General features: G+C 68.6%; 15 protein-coding genes. 12 read left to right on the plus strand and 3 right to left on the minus strand.

Going from position 1 to position 14544, the window contains the following annotated elements:
* Positions 1-309 precede the first annotated feature (309 nt).
* Positions 310-987 carry a GntR family transcriptional regulator gene (locus tag LR948_RS01200; RefSeq protein ID WP_232752089.1) on the plus strand — a complete coding sequence of 226 codons (678 nt, stop codon included), beginning with the start codon at positions 310-312 and terminating at the stop codon, positions 985-987.
* 145 nt (positions 988-1132) lie between these two features.
* Here LR948_RS01200 and LR948_RS01205 read toward each other — a convergent pair whose 3' ends face one another.
* Complete coding sequence (locus LR948_RS01205; protein ID WP_232752090.1) at positions 1133-1798, minus strand: isochorismatase family cysteine hydrolase; 666 nt, start codon at positions 1796-1798, stop codon at positions 1133-1135.
* Between the two features lie 106 nt (positions 1799-1904).
* Between LR948_RS01205 and LR948_RS01210 the strand changes: the two genes are divergently transcribed.
* The 5 genes from LR948_RS01210 to LR948_RS01230 all read left to right on the plus strand — a co-directional run bounded on the left by LR948_RS01210 (position 1905) and on the right by LR948_RS01230 (position 7146).
* Positions 1905-3206 carry a glutamine synthetase family protein gene (locus LR948_RS01210; protein WP_232752091.1) on the plus strand — a complete coding sequence of 434 codons (1302 nt, stop codon included), beginning with the start codon at positions 1905-1907 and terminating at the stop codon, positions 3204-3206.
* Positions 3207-3343: 137 nt separating this feature from the next.
* Positions 3344-4468 (plus strand): PotD/PotF family extracellular solute-binding protein, encoded by a 1125-nt coding sequence (locus LR948_RS01215; protein WP_232752092.1) that lies wholly within the window; start codon positions 3344-3346, stop codon positions 4466-4468.
* A gap of 7 nt (positions 4469-4475) precedes the next feature.
* Positions 4476-5522 (plus strand): ABC transporter ATP-binding protein, encoded by a 1047-nt coding sequence (locus tag LR948_RS01220; protein WP_232752093.1) that lies wholly within the window; start codon positions 4476-4478, stop codon positions 5520-5522.
* Positions 5519-6364 carry an ABC transporter permease gene (locus LR948_RS01225; protein ID WP_232752094.1) on the plus strand — a complete coding sequence of 282 codons (846 nt, stop codon included), beginning with the start codon at positions 5519-5521 and terminating at the stop codon, positions 6362-6364. The genes LR948_RS01220 and LR948_RS01225 overlap by 4 nt, the downstream gene beginning before the upstream one ends.
* Positions 6365-6366: 2 nt before the next feature.
* Positions 6367-7146 (plus strand): ABC transporter permease, encoded by a 780-nt coding sequence (locus LR948_RS01230; RefSeq protein WP_232752095.1) that lies wholly within the window; start codon positions 6367-6369, stop codon positions 7144-7146.
* On the opposite strand, the gene LR948_RS01235 is transcribed toward LR948_RS01230, so the two are convergent.
* The gene (locus tag LR948_RS01235; protein ID WP_232752096.1) at positions 7143-8609 is read right to left on the minus strand and encodes an aldo/keto reductase; all 1467 of its coding nucleotides are present in this window, start codon (positions 8607-8609) and stop codon (positions 7143-7145) included. The two genes, LR948_RS01230 and LR948_RS01235, sit on opposite strands and share 4 nt — an antisense overlap.
* A gap of 317 nt (positions 8610-8926) precedes the next feature.
* Here LR948_RS01235 and LR948_RS01240 point away from each other — a divergent pair, with 317 nt between their 5' ends.
* Genes LR948_RS01240 through LR948_RS01265 form a run of 6 tightly spaced genes read left to right on the plus strand, consistent with a single transcriptional unit; the run spans position 8927 to position 13253 of the window.
* Positions 8927-9733: a transporter substrate-binding domain-containing protein gene (locus LR948_RS01240; protein WP_232752097.1), complete on the plus strand. Its 807-nt coding sequence runs from the start codon at positions 8927-8929 to the stop codon at positions 9731-9733.
* A 59-nt stretch (positions 9734-9792) separates the two neighbouring features.
* Positions 9793-10470, plus strand: coding sequence for an amino acid ABC transporter permease (locus LR948_RS01245; RefSeq protein ID WP_232752098.1), 678 nt, complete (start codon positions 9793-9795; stop codon positions 10468-10470).
* A gap of 3 nt (positions 10471-10473) precedes the next feature.
* The gene (locus LR948_RS01250) at positions 10474-11187 is read left to right on the plus strand and encodes an amino acid ABC transporter permease (protein ID WP_232752099.1); all 714 of its coding nucleotides are present in this window, start codon (positions 10474-10476) and stop codon (positions 11185-11187) included.
* Positions 11138-11875 (plus strand): amino acid ABC transporter ATP-binding protein, encoded by a 738-nt coding sequence (locus LR948_RS01255; RefSeq protein WP_232752100.1) that lies wholly within the window; start codon positions 11138-11140, stop codon positions 11873-11875. The genes LR948_RS01250 and LR948_RS01255 overlap by 50 nt, the downstream gene beginning before the upstream one ends.
* Positions 11872-12762, plus strand: a complete 891-nt coding sequence (locus LR948_RS01260; protein ID WP_232752101.1) for a polysaccharide deacetylase — start codon at positions 11872-11874, stop codon at positions 12760-12762. The genes LR948_RS01255 and LR948_RS01260 overlap by 4 nt, the downstream gene beginning before the upstream one ends.
* Positions 12759-13253: a GAF domain-containing protein gene (locus tag LR948_RS01265; protein ID WP_232752102.1), complete on the plus strand. Its 495-nt coding sequence runs from the start codon at positions 12759-12761 to the stop codon at positions 13251-13253. The genes LR948_RS01260 and LR948_RS01265 overlap by 4 nt, the downstream gene beginning before the upstream one ends.
* Positions 13254-13950: 697 nt before the next feature.
* Here the strand turns inward: LR948_RS01265 and LR948_RS01270 are convergent.
* Positions 13951-14538, minus strand: a complete 588-nt coding sequence (locus LR948_RS01270; protein WP_232752103.1) for a helix-turn-helix domain-containing protein — start codon at positions 14536-14538, stop codon at positions 13951-13953.
* Positions 14539-14544 lie beyond the last annotated feature (6 nt).

Consider the following 14544-nt stretch of genomic DNA (forward strand, 5'->3'; position numbering starts at 1 on the left):
AACAAAAAACATATGTCCGAATTTGGGCGTTTTTCGGAAATCGCTTCCCAAGGGCGGCTCCGGGGTCACGGGTTTCAACCCTGTGGGGCAGCGGCGCCCGGCCCTGCGCGCCTGGCGCGTGGCACGGGTTGGGGCCTGTCCCGCCGTGGTCGCCCCCTGCCCTGCGGCCCACCGCGACACCGCCCGCCCGGCCCGCAGCGGGCGCGCGTCACACGCATACCGGGTCGCGAAACATGCAACACAGCGGGTGGTAGATATATCCTCCGAGAGGATTTATGGATCCGGCGCAAGACGAAAGGACGGTTTTCCATGGCAGCCAGATCGAACACCACGCGGATCCGCGAGGCCCTGGAACGCGCCATCGTCGACGGCCGCTTCGCGCCGGGCAGCAGGCTCGACCCGGTGGCGCTGGCCGCCGAGTTCCGCTGTTCCCGCACCCCGATCCGCGAGGCGCTGCAACAGCTCGAAACCACCGGGCTGGTGCGCGTGCACGCCAAGCGCGGCAGCTTCGTGGCGGAATGGTCGCTGGAAGAGCTGACCGAGCGCTTCGAGATGATGGCCGAGATGGAGGCGACCTGCGCGGGCCTCGCCGCGCGGCGCATCACCGAGACCGAGCTGGCGGATCTCGAGGCCCGGCACATGGCCTGCGGCGACCGCGTGGAGGCGGGCGAGCACGAGGCCTATTACGCCGAGAATACCGCCTTCCACGATTGCATCTACCGCGCCACGCACAACAGCTTCATGGCCCGCGAGGCGCAGCGGCTGCACGCCATGCTGCAGCCCTACCGGCGGATGCAGCTCAGGCTGCGCAACCGGGTGGCGCGCTCCTTCGCCGAACATGGCGCGGTGCTCGAGGCGATCCGCCGGGGCGACGACCGCGCCGCCGCCGATGCCATGCGCCGCCATGTGATCATCCAGGGCGACCGCTTCCACGACCTCCTGGCCGTGCTGCGCAGCGAGGCGCCGGTGGAGGCGCAATCGGCCTGAGGGGGCGGCTTTTCAGGGCGGATCAGGCAGCGGCGAAGCGGCCTGAGGTGCGTCCTGCGAGTATGTGCGCCGTGGCGCGGTGGGCGCGCAGGCACACCTTAAAGGCCCTGTGCGCTCTGACCCCAAGCGAGCCGCACCCCGGCCCTCACCCCGCCCGACCCTCCAGCTCCGCCAGAAGCGCCGCGGTCGTCACCTGCCGGCAATAGCCCTTGATCGCGGAGAGCGAGGCCGCCTGCCGCGCCTCGGTATAGGTCGCGCAGGCGTCGGTCACCTGGGTCACCAGGTAGTTCAGGTCGCAGGCGTCGCGGATCGCACTTTCCACGCATTGATCCGTCAGCACCCCCGAGACGATCAGCTGCGCCACCCCGAGGTTGCGCAATACGTAGTCGATATGGGTCGAGACGAAGACCGAAGAGGAAGACTTCGGCAGCCAGATCTCGTCCGGCCCCGGGGCGATCTCCGCGATCACCCGCCCGTCGAAGGAGCCCTTGGGCACGTTGAAGCCGGTGATCTTGTAGTCGAGCGAGCGGTCGCGCCCGTCGCGGGTCAGGCTTTCGATCGTGGTGTAGAGGACCTCGATCCCCGCCGCCCGTGCCCCGGCCTGCAGCGCCTGCATGTTGGGCAGCACCTCGCGGCGGAACCTCTCGATGAAGGGCAGATGCAGGCTCTCGCGCTCCTCGGCGTCGGCCTCCTGCACCTCGCCGCCCTCGGGGTGCAGGCAATAGTTCTGCACGTCGACAAAGAGCAGCGCGGCGCGCGCGGGCTCGATCGGGATCTCGCGGCTCTCGGTCGACAGGAAGGGGCTGGGCATGGGCGCTCCTCGCGGCACTCCGGGCCAAACCCCCGGAAAATCATTGCGTATTTCGGACATTTGTTCAGAAATGACGGAAGGAGACAAGCGGCGATCAGGAGAGACCATGCCCCTGCCCATCCATATGGCCGGCCTGTCCGACCTGGCCGGACAGCTGCGCGGCAAGGGCTTCGCGGCCGCCGATCTCGAGGCGCGCTGCCGCTCGGGCGTCGGCTGGACGCCGACCAACGCGCAGATCACCTGTTTCGACGGCATCGCGCCCTCGCCCTATGGCTCGACCGGCGACATGCTGCTGCGCCCGGACCCCAAGCGCAGCTTCACCGCGCCGATGCCCGCGGGCCCCGACCTGCGGCTGACGCTGGGCCATGTCACCGCGCGCGACGGCAGCCCCTGGATGGCCTGCCTGAGCCAGCACCTTTCCGCAGCACTCGCGCGCTTCGAGGCGGCGAGCGGCCTGAGCGTCATGGCCAGCTTCGAGCATGAGTTCATCCTGCCCGACCACGCCGGGGACAGCGGCTTTTCCCTGGCCGGCTTCCACCGCGCGCAGGGCGCGCTCGAGGACATGCTCTGGGCGCTGCATGGCGCGGGGCTGCGGCCGGATTCGCTCTTGCGGGAATACGGGCCCGGCCAGTTCGAGGTGACCCTGCCGCCGCAGCCCGCGCTGCGCGCCGCCGACGAGGCCATCGCACTCCGCGAGATCATCCGCGCCGTGGCCCGCGCCCGCGGCGAGACTGCCAGCTTCACGCCCTGCCCGGACCCGGAAACGGTGGGCAACGGCGTGCATATCCACCTGAGCTTCTGGGACGCCGAGGGCCATCCCGCGACCTTCGACCCCGAGGGCCCCTGCGAGCTGAGCCGCATCGCCGGACAGGCCGCCGCCGGAATCGTCGCGCATATGCCCGCGATCTGCGCCCTGACCGCGCCCTCGGTGCCCAGCTACACGCGGCTTCAGCCGCACCGCTGGAGCGCCTCTTTCGCCAATCTCGCCGTGCAGGACCGCGAGGCGGGGCTGCGCATCTGCCCGACCTCCAGCGACGCGCCGGACAAGCGCGCGCGGCAGTTCAACTACGAATACCGCGCCGCTGACGCCGCCGCCTCGCCCTGGCTGGCGCTTTCGGCGCTGGTCCATGCCGCCGCCGCGGGCGTCGAGGCCGGGCTGCCCTGCCCGGAGCCGACCGAGGGCGACCTCTCGGAGATGTCGCCCGAGGCGCTGGCCGAACTGGGCATCCGCCCGCTGCCCCGCAGCCTGCCCGAGGCGCTCGATCTTCTCGAGACCGCGCCCGAGGTGGCGGGCTGGTATCCCGAGGGCTTCATCGCGCTTTACCTCGACCACAAGCGCTTCGAGGCGGGCGAGGTCGCCGACCTGCCCGAAGCGGAGATTCTGAAACGCTATGCAGCGGCTTATTGAGCCGCCGCGCGGCGCGTCTCCATGCTTGAATTTGTCCGCATAACGATCAATAGTTCGCTATACGAACAAGGAGGATGAAGATGACCGCCCAACGACCCAGACTGCCCCAGACCCTGCGCCGCCCCGGTGCCGGAGGAATGTCCCGCCGCAGCGTGCTGGGCGGCATGGCCGCCGGCCTCGCCGCAAGCGGCCTGCCCGGCGCCGCACTTGCCCAGGACGACGGCATCGCGCTTCTGACCTGGGACGCCTATGCCGACCCCCGCCTGCTCGACATGTGGCGCAGCCAGACCGATGTGCCGATCCGCTACGAGATCCACATCTCGGACCCGACCTCGGTGAACCGCCTGCGCGCGGGCGAGACCTCGGTCTGGAACTTCATCAACCTCAACAACCCCTGGGCCCGCGAGATCATGTATCCCGAGGATCTGATCTACGCCCTGCCCCGCGACCGCTTCGAGCCGCTCTATGCCCAGATGTTCGAGAAGTTCGCCATGCCCTACGACTGGGCGCTGTCGAAGGACGGCGAGAACCTCCTCGGCGTGGTGCAGCGCTTCGAGACCTTCGACTTCGTGGTGAACTCCGACGTGATCTCGCCCGCCATGGCCAAGGACGAAGGCTGGGATCTCTTCAACAACCCCGATTTCGCCGGGCGCTACGGCATCCTCGCCTATGAGGACTGGAACGTCATGGACATCTGCATGGGCGCGGGCATCCACCCCTTCAAGCCCAAGACCGAGGCCGATTACGCCAAGTTCGAGGACACCGCCCGGGCCTGGATCAACAACGCCAAGATGATCACCACCGACTTCGTGCAGCTCAACCTGGCGATGCTCAACGGCGAGATCGACCTTTACTTCACCGGCGGCACCTATACCGCCAGCTCGGCCCGCGCCGAGGGGGCGACCAATATCTACGCCATCACCCCCAACTCCGGCCCGGCCGACGGCAAGGGCGGGATCAACTGGATCGAGCTCAACTCCGCCGTGGCCAATCCCGCCGGCAAGGAGGCGACCTTCGACTTCCTGGAATGGATCACCACGCCCGACGCCGCCGAGATCGTGGCCCGCGGCAACGGAAACCTGCAGCCGGTGAGCCAGATGGCCCAGGACGAGGTGCTTGGCCGGTTCAGCGCCGACGAGCTGAACGCGATCCAGTGGGACGAGTTCGACGAGCGCATCGCCAATGCGGTCGAATTCGACATCGTGCCCGATTACGACCGCCTCTACGACATCTACTCGGCGGCCATCCGTGATCGCGGCTGACCTCTCGATGACGCAAGACAGCCGACCCGTTCTGGGCCAAGCCGCGCTCAGCCTCCAGGGGCTGAGCCGGTCCTTCGGCTCTCTCCAGGCGCTTTCCTCGGTGTCTCTCGACATCGAGGAGGGCGAGTTCTTCACGATCGTCGGGCCCTCGGGCTCCGGCAAGACGACGCTGCTGCGCATCCTCGCGGGGCTCGACCAGCCGACCGAGGGGCAGCTTCTCCTGCGCGGGCGCGACATCACGCGGCTTGCGCCGAACAAGCGCCCGACCGCCATGGTCTTCCAGTCGCTGGCGCTCTTCGATCACCGCACCGTGGGCGAGAACGTCGGCTTCGCGCTGAAGATGCGCGGCATCGCCAAGGCCAAGCGCGACGCCCGCGCCCGCGAATTGCTCGAGCTGGTGCGGCTCGGCGCGGAGTATTTCGACAAGCCGGTGACGCAATGCTCGGGCGGCGAGCGGCAGCGCGTGGCCCTGGCCCGCGTCCTGGCCTCCGAGCCCGAGATCCTGTTCTTCGACGAGCCGCTCTCGGCGCTCGACTACCGGCTGCGCAAGACGCTGGAGGTCGAGCTGCGCGCGCTGCAGAAGCGCACCGGGCGGACCTTCGTCTACATCACCCACAGCCTCGAAGAGGCCATGGTGATGTCCGACCGCATCGGCATCATGCGCGACGGCCAACTGGTGCAGGTCGGCAGCCCGGCCGAAATCTACGGCCGCCCGGACAGCCGCTTCGTGGCGAGCTTCATGGGCGAGGTGAACATCCTCAAGGTCGCGGAGGGCCGCCTGCCCGAGCTGGACCTGCCCCTGCCCGGCACGCCCGACGGCTACGTGGTGCTGCGCCCCGAGGCGCTGCGCCTCGAGGAGGGCACCGAGACCGGCGCGCCCGGCTTTGCGGCCCGCGTGGCCGAGGTCTTCCGCCTGGGCTCGCGGGTGCAGCTGCACCTCGAAAGCCCCGCCGGGCTGATGATCGCGGAACTGCCCGCCGAGACCCAGATCCGCCCCGGCGCCACGGCCCGGGTGAGCTTTGCCCCCGAGGCCGCGCACTGGGTGGCCGAATGAGCCCGGGGCGCACCGGATATCTCTTCGCCCTGCCGGTGGCGCTGTTTCTGCTGGCGGGTTTCGCCACGCCCATCGGCATCGTCGCCTGGTACAGCCTGATGGAGCCGCGCACCTTCGCGCTGACCGCCGAGACGACGCTCACCAACTACCGCGCCGCCTTCACCGAGGGCTACGGCCCGCCGTTCTTCTGGTCGATCACCGGGGCGGTGGCCACGACGCTGGCCTGCGCGCTCCTGGCCTGGCCCACCGCGAAGATGCTGCACCAGCTCGCCGGGCGCGGCGCGGCGGTGCTGACCGGGCTGATCGCGGTGCCGATCTTCGTCTCCGAAAGCGTCCGGCTCTTCGGCATGTCGCTGTTCCTCATGCCCGGCGGCGGCATCCTTGCCGGCAGCCTGCGGGCTCTCTTCGACGTCAACATCGGCACGGTGCTGAACACCAAGCTCGGGGTCTTCCTGGGCATGGTCTACGTGCATTTCCCCTTCATGCTGTTTCCGCTTCTGCTGGGCGTGGCGCTGATCCCGCAGGACCGGCGCGACGCGGCACGCGACCTCGGCGCCTCGCGCTGGCAGATCCTGCGCGAGGTCGAGCTGCCGCTCGCCATGCCGGGGCTGATCATCGGCGCGCTCCTGACCTTCGTCCTCTGCGTCGGCGCCAATGCCGAGGCGGCGATCCTCGGCGGCCAGGCGATCAGCGTGGTGACCCGCGCGATCGAGCAGCGCTTCTCCTACGCGCAGGATTGGCCCATGGGCGCGGCGCTGACCATGCTAGTGGTCGCGGTGACGGCGCTGGTGGTCTTCCCGGCGCTGGCGCGGATCGACCTCAACAAGCTCATCCGGAGGTAGCCTTGCCCCGACTTCTCCGTTCGCTCTGGCTGACGCTGATCCTGGCGCTCCTTTACATGCCGATCCTCTCGGTGGTGCTGGCGAGCCTCGCCAACACCCGCTACATGCGCTTCCCGCATCGCACCTGGTCGGTCGGCGCCTATACCGACACCTTTTCCCAGCAGGAGACGCTGACCCTGCACCTGGTGTCGCTGAAGGTGGCGCTTTGCGTGACGCTGTTTTCGGTGATCCTCGGGGCGCTCGGGGCCATGGCCTTCGCGCGCTACGACTGGCGCGGGCGTTCGATCTACCAGAAGGCCGTGGTGCTGCCGATCTTCTTTCCGCAGCCGGTGCTGGGGCTGGCGCTCCTGATGTTCTATTCCGCGCTCGGCATCCCGCCCAGCTGGAAGACCGCGATCTTCGCCCATATGGTCTGGATCCTGCCGATCGTGACCCTTGTGATCTCGATCCGGCTGTTCGGCTACGACCCCGCGCAGGAGGACGCCGCGCGCGACCTCGGCGCCTCGCGCTGGCAGGTCCTGCGCGAGGTCACCCTGCCCCACCTGGCGCCGGGGCTGATTTCGGGCGGGCTCTTCGCCTTCCTGCTGTCCTGGTCGAACCTGCCGCTGTCGATCTTCACCACCGGGGCCGACACGACGCTGCCGGAATGGCTCTTCAGCCGGGTCGCGACGAATTACGCGCCGGTGGTCTCGGCCATCGCGGTGATCGGCACTTTCGCCTCGGTGATCCTGGGCGTGCTGGTGCTGCTGGGGCTGCGGCTGAGCCGCGCCCGCGCGGGCTAGTCCAGCTCGGCCTCGGCCTCGATCTCGACCAGGTAGTCGCCGATCAGCTCATCCGCGACGATCAGCGTGTTGGCCGGGCGCACCGCGCCGAAGGCCCGCGCATGGGCCGCCGAGACGCCGGGCCAGTCGGCCTCGCGGGTGAGGTAGATCCGGGTCCGAAGCACGTCCTCTGGCGCGCCGCCAAGCGAGGTGATCGCCCCGGTGATCTTGTCGAGGATATAGACCGCCTGCGCCTCGGCGTCGCCCGGAGCCACGGGCGCGCCCGCGGGATCGGTCGCGGTGGTGCCGCTGACCAGGATGCGCTTGCCCTTGCGGATGGCCCGGGCAAAGCCCGCCTTGGCCTCCCAGACCGAGCCGCTTTCGGCGATTGTGCGCTCGGGCCGTGCCGGCGACGGGCCGGTCGCCATGACCGGCGGCAGCGCCGCCATGTGGTGCGACAGGTCCCCCGAGGCGGTCAGGAAGGGCGGCTTGCGGTATTCGTCGCCGCAGTCGCCCGGCACCGGGGTCAGCGCCTCGGTGGCCTCGGCGATCACCGCGCGGTCCTCGGTGTCGAGGCGCAGCCCCATGAGCCGGGCGTTGTCGGCGCGGTGGCTGTTCTCGCCCAGCCGCGCGCCGACGATCACGCCCGCCACGGAGGCGTGATCCAGCACCCAGCGGCTCGCCACGTTGGAGACCGAGACGCCGTGCTTGTCGGCCACGCCGCCCAGCGCCCCCATCAGCGCCTGGAAGCGCGCCCAGCCGCCGGTGGTGTCGATGAAGCGCTTGTATTTCATCCGCGACCAATCGGGGATGTCTTGAGGCTCGGGCGCGTCGCGCCAGCGGTCCGAGAGGAAGCCGCCGCAAAGCGTGCCGAAGGCCAGAAGGCCCACACCATGCTCCTCGGCGACCGCGCTCAGATCGCCCGCCGCGCGGCGGTCGAGCAGCGAGAAACAGACCTGGTTCGAGGTGACCTCGATCCCGTGCTTCAGGACCAGCCGCAGGTGCTGGGCGTCGAAATTCGTCAGGCCGATATGGCCGATCAGCCCTTCCTCGCGCAGCCGCATCAACCCCTCGAGCGCATCGAGGTATTCCGGCGACTGGTATTGCCACCAGTGGAACTGCATGACGTCGATCCGGTCCATGTCGAGCCGCGCGAGCGCGCGTTCCACCCCGGCCCGCACGGTGCCGAGGTCCATCGGCCCCGGCTCGGGGCACCATTTGGTCAGGATCACCGGCGCGGCGCGGCCCTCGGCGGTGAGGATGCGCCGGGCGCGGCCCGCGACGATCTCGGCGCTGCCGTAGTGGTCGGCCATGTCGAAGGTGTCGAAGCCCTCGCGGGCGTAGTCGGCCAGCGCCTCGGCGGCGGCGTCGAGGTCGTAGGATTTGCCGTCCCGCTCCTGGTCCGCCATCTGCCAGAGACCGGTGACGATGCGCGAGACGGAAAGGCCCGAAGCGAGCGGTGTCCGGTCGAGAGAATGGGCCATGCGGGCCTCCATTTGCGAACTGATGTGCGGAAAGCGGTCGGTTGCGGGATGATTGTTCGTTTCTCCGGACACGTCAACCTCCCTGTCCAACTTGCGGTGGTGCCGGGAATAGCACCGGCTTTTCAGCGCCTTAAGCACCCACGCCGCCAGCCACCCAAGCCCAAGCGCCACCGCGCCACCCGGCCCGCCCAAAAAATCAATTGACCGCCCGCCCTGCCTTCGCCAAGCTCACTAGCGGACAAAAGTCCGCATATCGCACATAAGAGGTCGGCCCGGGTCTGCGCCCGCAACGGCCGCATCCAACGGGAGACACCAAGATGAAGACCTGGTTCATGGCCGGCGTCACGGCGCTGGGACTGGCCGTCACGGGCGGCACCGCCGTCCAGGCGAAATCGCTCGAGGACATCCTGTCCGACGGCACCATCCGCATCGGCATCAACCCCAATTTCCCCAACATGAGCACCCGCAACGACAGCGGCGAATGGGAAGGCTTCGACATCGAGATCGGCACCCGCATCGCCGCGGCGCTTGGCGTCGAGGTCGAATGGGTGCCCACCGAGACCGCCCAGCGCGTGCCCTTCCTGGTCTCCGACCGGATCGACGTCTCCATGGGCGCGCTGACCCGCAACTCCGAACGCGCCAAGCTGATCGACTACACGGTGCCGCTGCACACCGAGGTGCTGGCCGTGCTTGCCACCGACAAGATCGAGGGCGACAGCTGGGAAGACTTCAACACCGAGGGCGTGACGCTCGCCAACATGCGCGGCAACTGGACCGTCGGCTGGATCGAGGAGAACATGCCCGAGGCCGAGCTCGAGCTGGTGGACACGATCGCCGACACCGTGCGCCTCGTGGCCCAGGGCCGGGCCGATGCCATCGTCGAGAACATCGACTTCTTCATGGGCTTCACCGAGAACTTCGAGGACGTGAACTGGCGCGTCGTCGAAGAACCGATCTTCGTGGCCTATTGCGCGCTTGGCGTGAGCCAGGGCAACGACAACCTCACCGAGGTGCTGAACATCATCCTCTACGACCTGCACTCCTCGGGCGCGGTCAATGCCGTCTGGGAAGAGAACTACGGCGCGCCGATGCTGCGCGAAGTGACGCCGGACCCCTGGTTCTGATCCGACACTAAGGGGCCTCGGCGCGCAGGCGCGCCGGGGCTCCGCCTCCGAGCAGTGGCATGAATTACACGTTTCAGTTCAACGTCGTCTGGCGCAATTTCGACGCCCTTCTCGAAGGGGCCTGGCTGACGCTCCAGCTGGGTGTCTTCGCCTTTACCATGGGCGCGCTGGTGGGCCTCTTGGGTGCGGCGATCAAGACCTACGGACCCTGGCCGCTGCGCTGGCTGGTCAACCTCTACGTGGTCTTCATCACCAACACCCCGGCCCTGATCCAGATCTATTTCCTCTATTTCGGCCTGCCCGAGTTCGGCATCCGCTGGTCGAACGAGGCCTGCGTGCTGATCGGCCTGACGCTGAACGCCGGGGCCTATCTGACGATGATCCTGCGCGCGGGCTTCCTGTCGGTGCGCCGCACCGAGATGGAGGCCGGCGAGACGCTGGGCATGAGCCCGGTGCAGAAGATCCGCTACATCGTGGTCCCGCATATCGCCAAGTCGATCTACCCGGCACTCGCCAACTTCTTCATCGTGATCCTGGTCATGGGGACCTCGGTCGGCGCGGTGATCGGCGTCGACGAGCTGACCGGCCAGGCGATCAACCTCTCGACCGTCAATTATCGCTGGCTCGAATACTTCACCGTGATCGCGGTCATGTATGTCGTGCTGACCTTCATCGCGAGCCTCGGGCTCGCCCTGGTGGGCCGCTGGGCCTTCCGGGTCAAGGCGCGGATCTTCTGAGCCATGGAGCGTATCCTCTCGCAGATGCCCGAGTTCTTCACCTGGGCCAACCTCGCGCTCCTGGGCAATGCCGCGCTGATGACCCTGTCGATGACGCTTCTGGGCTGCCTCGTGGGCTTCGCCCTGGCGCTGGCGCTGGTCATGCTGCGCACCGCGCCGGGCCGCTGGGCGGTGCCGCTCCGGGTGCTCTGCATCCTCTATGTCGAGGTCTTCCGCCGCATCCCCTTCCTGGTGGTCATCTACCTGGTGCTCTTCTTCATCCAGACGGTCTCGAGCGACACCTCGCTCTTCACCATCGCGGTGATCTCGATCTGCATCTACGCCATCGCCTATACCGCCGACATCATCCGCGGCGGCATCGAGTCGGTGCCGCACACCCAGATCGAGGCCGCCCGCGCGATGAACATGAGCCACCTGCAGACCATGTGGCACACCATCCTGCCGCAGGCCTGGCCGGTGATCCTGCCGCCTGCCCTGGCCTTCTCGGTCTCCTTCATCAAGGACACCGCGCTGGTCAGCCAGATCGGCGTCTTCGAGCTGACCTTCCGCGGCAAGGAGCTGAACAACCAGGGTTATTCCGGCGTGCTGGTCTATGGGACCATCGCGCTGTGCTATTTCGCCATGTCATTCCCGCTCAGCCTGCTGGGCCAATATCTGGAGGGGCGCCTTGCCACACCTCGCAGTCAACGACGTCTACGCAAAATACGGCGCCCTTGAGGTCCTGCACGGGATCGCCTTCGAGGTCGACCGCGGCGAGGTCGTCTCGCTGGTGGGGCCCTCGGGCTCGGGCAAGTCCACCGTGCTGCGCACCCTGGTCGGGCTGACGCCGGTCAGCCGCGGCTCGGTCGAGGTCGACGGCACCTCGATCGACTACCGCTCGGGCCGGGCGCTGAAGGCCGCGCGCGACCGCATGGCCATCGTCTTCCAGCAGTACAACCTGTTCCAGAACATGAACGTCTTGCGCAACGTGACCCTGGCGCCGACCAAGGTGAAGGGCCGCAACCGCCGCGAGGTCGAGGAGGAGGCCATGGAGCTTCTGGCGCTGGTCGGCATGTCCGACAAGGCGGGCGCCTATCCCGACGAGCTCTCGGGCGGCCAGCAGCAGCGCGTCGCCATCGCCCGGGCGCTGGCGCTGAAGCCCGACATCCTGCTGCTCGACGAGGTGACATCGGCGCTCGACCCCGAGCTGGTCAACGAGGTGCTGGACGCGATCCGCCGGCTTGCCCGCGAGGGCATGACCATGCTGCTCGTGAGCCACGAAATGGCCTTCGTGCGCGAGGTCTCCTCCAAGGTGGTCTTCATGGACAAGGGCCGCGTGGTGGAGACCGGCGCGCCCGCGCGGATCTTCGACGCGCCCGAAAGCGACCGCGCGCGCGATTTCTTCGGCAAGGTGCTGCGCGGATGAGCGCGCCCGCCCCGCAGGACTGGCCCGAGGCCCGCTGGCGCGGCGCGGTGGACCTGGTGCGCGCAGGCCCGCGCCTCCTGCCCCGCGCCTGGCCGGGGGGTGCGCGGGCGGCGCTGGCGCTCTCCTTCGACTGCGACCACGAGACCTTCGAGATGGGTGGCGGCGGCAGCGCGCCGGGGCGGCTCGGCTGGGGCGAATACGGCCGCCGGGCGGGCGTGCCGCGCATCCTCAAGGTGCTGGCCGCGCATGACGCCAAGGCGAGCTTCTTCATGCCCGCCGTCGCCGCGCTGATCGACCCCGAGGAGCCCCGCCGCATCGTCGCAGAGGGCCATGAGATCGGCGTGCACGGCTGGATCCACGAGAACACCTCGACGCTGACCGAGAGCGAGGAGAGCCGCCTCCTCAGCCGCGCCCGCGACACGCTGACCGAGATCACCGGCCAGCGCCCCCTGGGCCACCGCGCCGCCCATTGGGACCTCAGTCCCGCGACCATCCGGCTCGTCGCCGAGGCGGGCTTTGCCTATGACAGCTCGATGATGGCGGATGACACGCCCTACGAGCTGCTCACCGAGGGGCGGCGCAGCGGGCTCGTCGAGATCCCGGTCGACTGGGTGCGCGACGACGCGGTCTACCTGCTGTTCAACCGTCAGCCGCCGACCCGGCCGACGCTTTCGCCCGATCAGGTCTTCGAGGTCTTCCGCCGCGAGCTCGACGGCGCCGCCGAGGAAGGCGGGCTCTGCCAGCTCACCTTCCATCCCTTCGTGATCGGCTACCGCTCGCGCATCGGAATCCTCGACGCACTTCTGCGCCACGCGAGGGCGCGGGGCGACATCCATATCGCGACCCACGCCGAGATCGCGGCGCTCTGCCGCAAGGAGATGCCATGACCCCGAGCGCGGCTCAGCTTACCCGCTTCGACGCCGACCTGGCCGCCGCCGAGCGCCCCGAGGCCGCCTGGGCCGCGCTCGACACCCTGGTGCGCGGCAGCGTCGGCGCGAAGCTCTTCACCGTGATGACCGTGGACATGCAGGCCATGCTGGCGCGCCGGGCCTATAGTTCGGACCCGGAGAACTACCCGACCTCGGGCACCAAGCCCATCGAGATGAACGCCTGGTTCCGGCAGGTCCACGGCGAGGGCCGGAGCTTCGTCGCCAACACCCTCGAGGAGATCGCCGCGGTCTTCCCCGACGCCGAGCTGATCGGCCGCCTCGGTTGCGCCTCGGTGATCAACCTGCCGATCCGGCGGGATGGCGCGCTGGTCGCGACGATGAACATCCTGCACGAGGCGGGGTATTACACGCCCGAGCGGCTGGCGGTGACGGCGCAGGATCTGAGCGGGCCCGCGCATCGGGCGGCGACGCGGGCCGGGGTGGTGTGAGATTTGGCTTGACGCCCTCCTCCCTCTCAACCCGCCCCACCAGAGGGCGCGCGCCGGACCGGGGGCCGGCGCTGCTGAGCTCCGGGCTAAGCGCTTTATCCCGGCAAGGTCAGGGCTAGGGGTGAGCTAAACACGCCATCCCAATGAGCGCCGGCCCATCGGGCCGATCCGTGCGCGCCCGGCACCTTCGGTGCTATTCGGACGCAAGAAGCGCGAGGTTTCGACGGATCGGCCGAAGGTGAGACGGGGTTTGGGAGACAGCTCCGGAGACTGGTGAACAGGTTGAGAGGGCAAGGTCCGGTTGCTTGGCGTTGCGCCTCCGATCCACCGCCCTCCGCCCTCTCAACCCCGCGCCACCAGAGGGCGCGCGCCGGACCGGGGGTCGGCGCTGCTGACCTGAGAGCAAGGCGCTTTATCTCAACAAGGTCAGGGCTAGCGACGATCTATGCGCTTCCCCACAAGAGCGCCGGCCCAAGGGGCCGGTCCGGCGCGCGCCCGGCATCTTCGATGCTATTCGGGCGCAAGAAGGGGGCGTTGGCAAGTTTGCTGAGGTCTGGACGTAAGAGTAGGGCGTGTAAGAGGGAGGCGTTGGTTGTCGGCGGTTCTTCTTAGGGATTCCGGGGCGACGGACCCGACTTCTTCGGTGCCAACGGAAGCCGCCCAGCTCACCAACAGCCACCAGCCACCCCACCACCCCTCAAACAATCGTCCCCACCCGATCGCCAAACAGATCAATCGTCCCGGTCCAGAGCACCCGCACCGGCGCCTCGAAGGGGTTCGCCCAGCCGTGCTTCCGCGTCGCGTCGTAATGCGCGCTGTCGCCCTCCTCGAGCGTCATGCACTCGCCCTCGAGCGTGAATTCCAGCCGTCCGGAGAGCACGTAGAAGGTCTCCTCGCCCGCGTGGGTGACCTCCTCGGAGCGGTAGCCGGGCTCGATGGTCACCACGAAACAGGACAGCTCGCTGCCCGGGAAGACCGCGCCCAGGCGCTCGTAGCGCACCGGCACCGCGCCGAACATGAATTGCACCCGCGAGGCGCCGCGGGTGATGCAGTCCACCGGCTGCGGCCGCGCGATGAAGAAATCGATGCCCACCCCCAGCGCCCGGGCGATGCGCGCCAGCGTTGTCAGCGTGGGCGTGGCCTTGTCGCGTTCGATCAGGCTCAGGTAGCCGGTGGAGATCTCCGCCGCCTCCGAGACCGCCTGCAGCGTCAGGTCGAGCTTCTGCCGCCGGGTGCGGATCGTCGTGCCGATCTGCGCCTCGAGATCCTCCAGGCTGATGCCCATCTCTCT

The sequence above is a fragment of the Roseivivax sp. GX 12232 genome, assembly GCF_021272185.1.
In the GTDB taxonomy this organism is placed as follows: domain Bacteria; phylum Pseudomonadota; class Alphaproteobacteria; order Rhodobacterales; family Rhodobacteraceae; genus Roseivivax.

Bases quoted from the DNA above. Each gene is read 5' to 3' on its own strand.
- LR948_RS01235 (WP_232752096.1), bottom strand. From the start codon at position 8,609: ATGGCCCATTCTCTCGACCGGACACCGCTCGCTTCGGGCCTTTCCGTC.
- LR948_RS01220 (WP_232752093.1), top strand. From the start codon at position 4,476: ATGACGCAAGACAGCCGACCCGTTCTGGGCCAAGCCGCGCTCAGCCTC.
- LR948_RS01250 (WP_232752099.1), top strand. From the start codon at position 10,474: ATGGAGCGTATCCTCTCGCAGATGCCCGAGTTCTTCACCTGGGCCAAC.
- LR948_RS01240 (WP_232752097.1), top strand. From the start codon at position 8,927: ATGAAGACCTGGTTCATGGCCGGCGTCACGGCGCTGGGACTGGCCGTC.
- LR948_RS01265 (WP_232752102.1), top strand. From the start codon at position 12,759: ATGACCCCGAGCGCGGCTCAGCTTACCCGCTTCGACGCCGACCTGGCC.
- LR948_RS01260 (WP_232752101.1), top strand. From the start codon at position 11,872: ATGAGCGCGCCCGCCCCGCAGGACTGGCCCGAGGCCCGCTGGCGCGGC.
- LR948_RS01205 (WP_232752090.1), bottom strand. From the start codon at position 1,798: ATGCCCAGCCCCTTCCTGTCGACCGAGAGCCGCGAGATCCCGATCGAG.
- LR948_RS01245 (WP_232752098.1), top strand. From the start codon at position 9,793: ATGAATTACACGTTTCAGTTCAACGTCGTCTGGCGCAATTTCGACGCC.
- LR948_RS01200 (WP_232752089.1), top strand. From the start codon at position 310: ATGGCAGCCAGATCGAACACCACGCGGATCCGCGAGGCCCTGGAACGC.
- LR948_RS01270 (WP_232752103.1), bottom strand. From the start codon at position 14,538: ATGGGCATCAGCCTGGAGGATCTCGAGGCGCAGATCGGCACGACGATC.
- LR948_RS01210 (WP_232752091.1), top strand. From the start codon at position 1,905: ATGCCCCTGCCCATCCATATGGCCGGCCTGTCCGACCTGGCCGGACAG.
- LR948_RS01215 (WP_232752092.1), top strand. From the start codon at position 3,344: ATGTCCCGCCGCAGCGTGCTGGGCGGCATGGCCGCCGGCCTCGCCGCA.
- LR948_RS01225 (WP_232752094.1), top strand. From the start codon at position 5,519: ATGAGCCCGGGGCGCACCGGATATCTCTTCGCCCTGCCGGTGGCGCTG.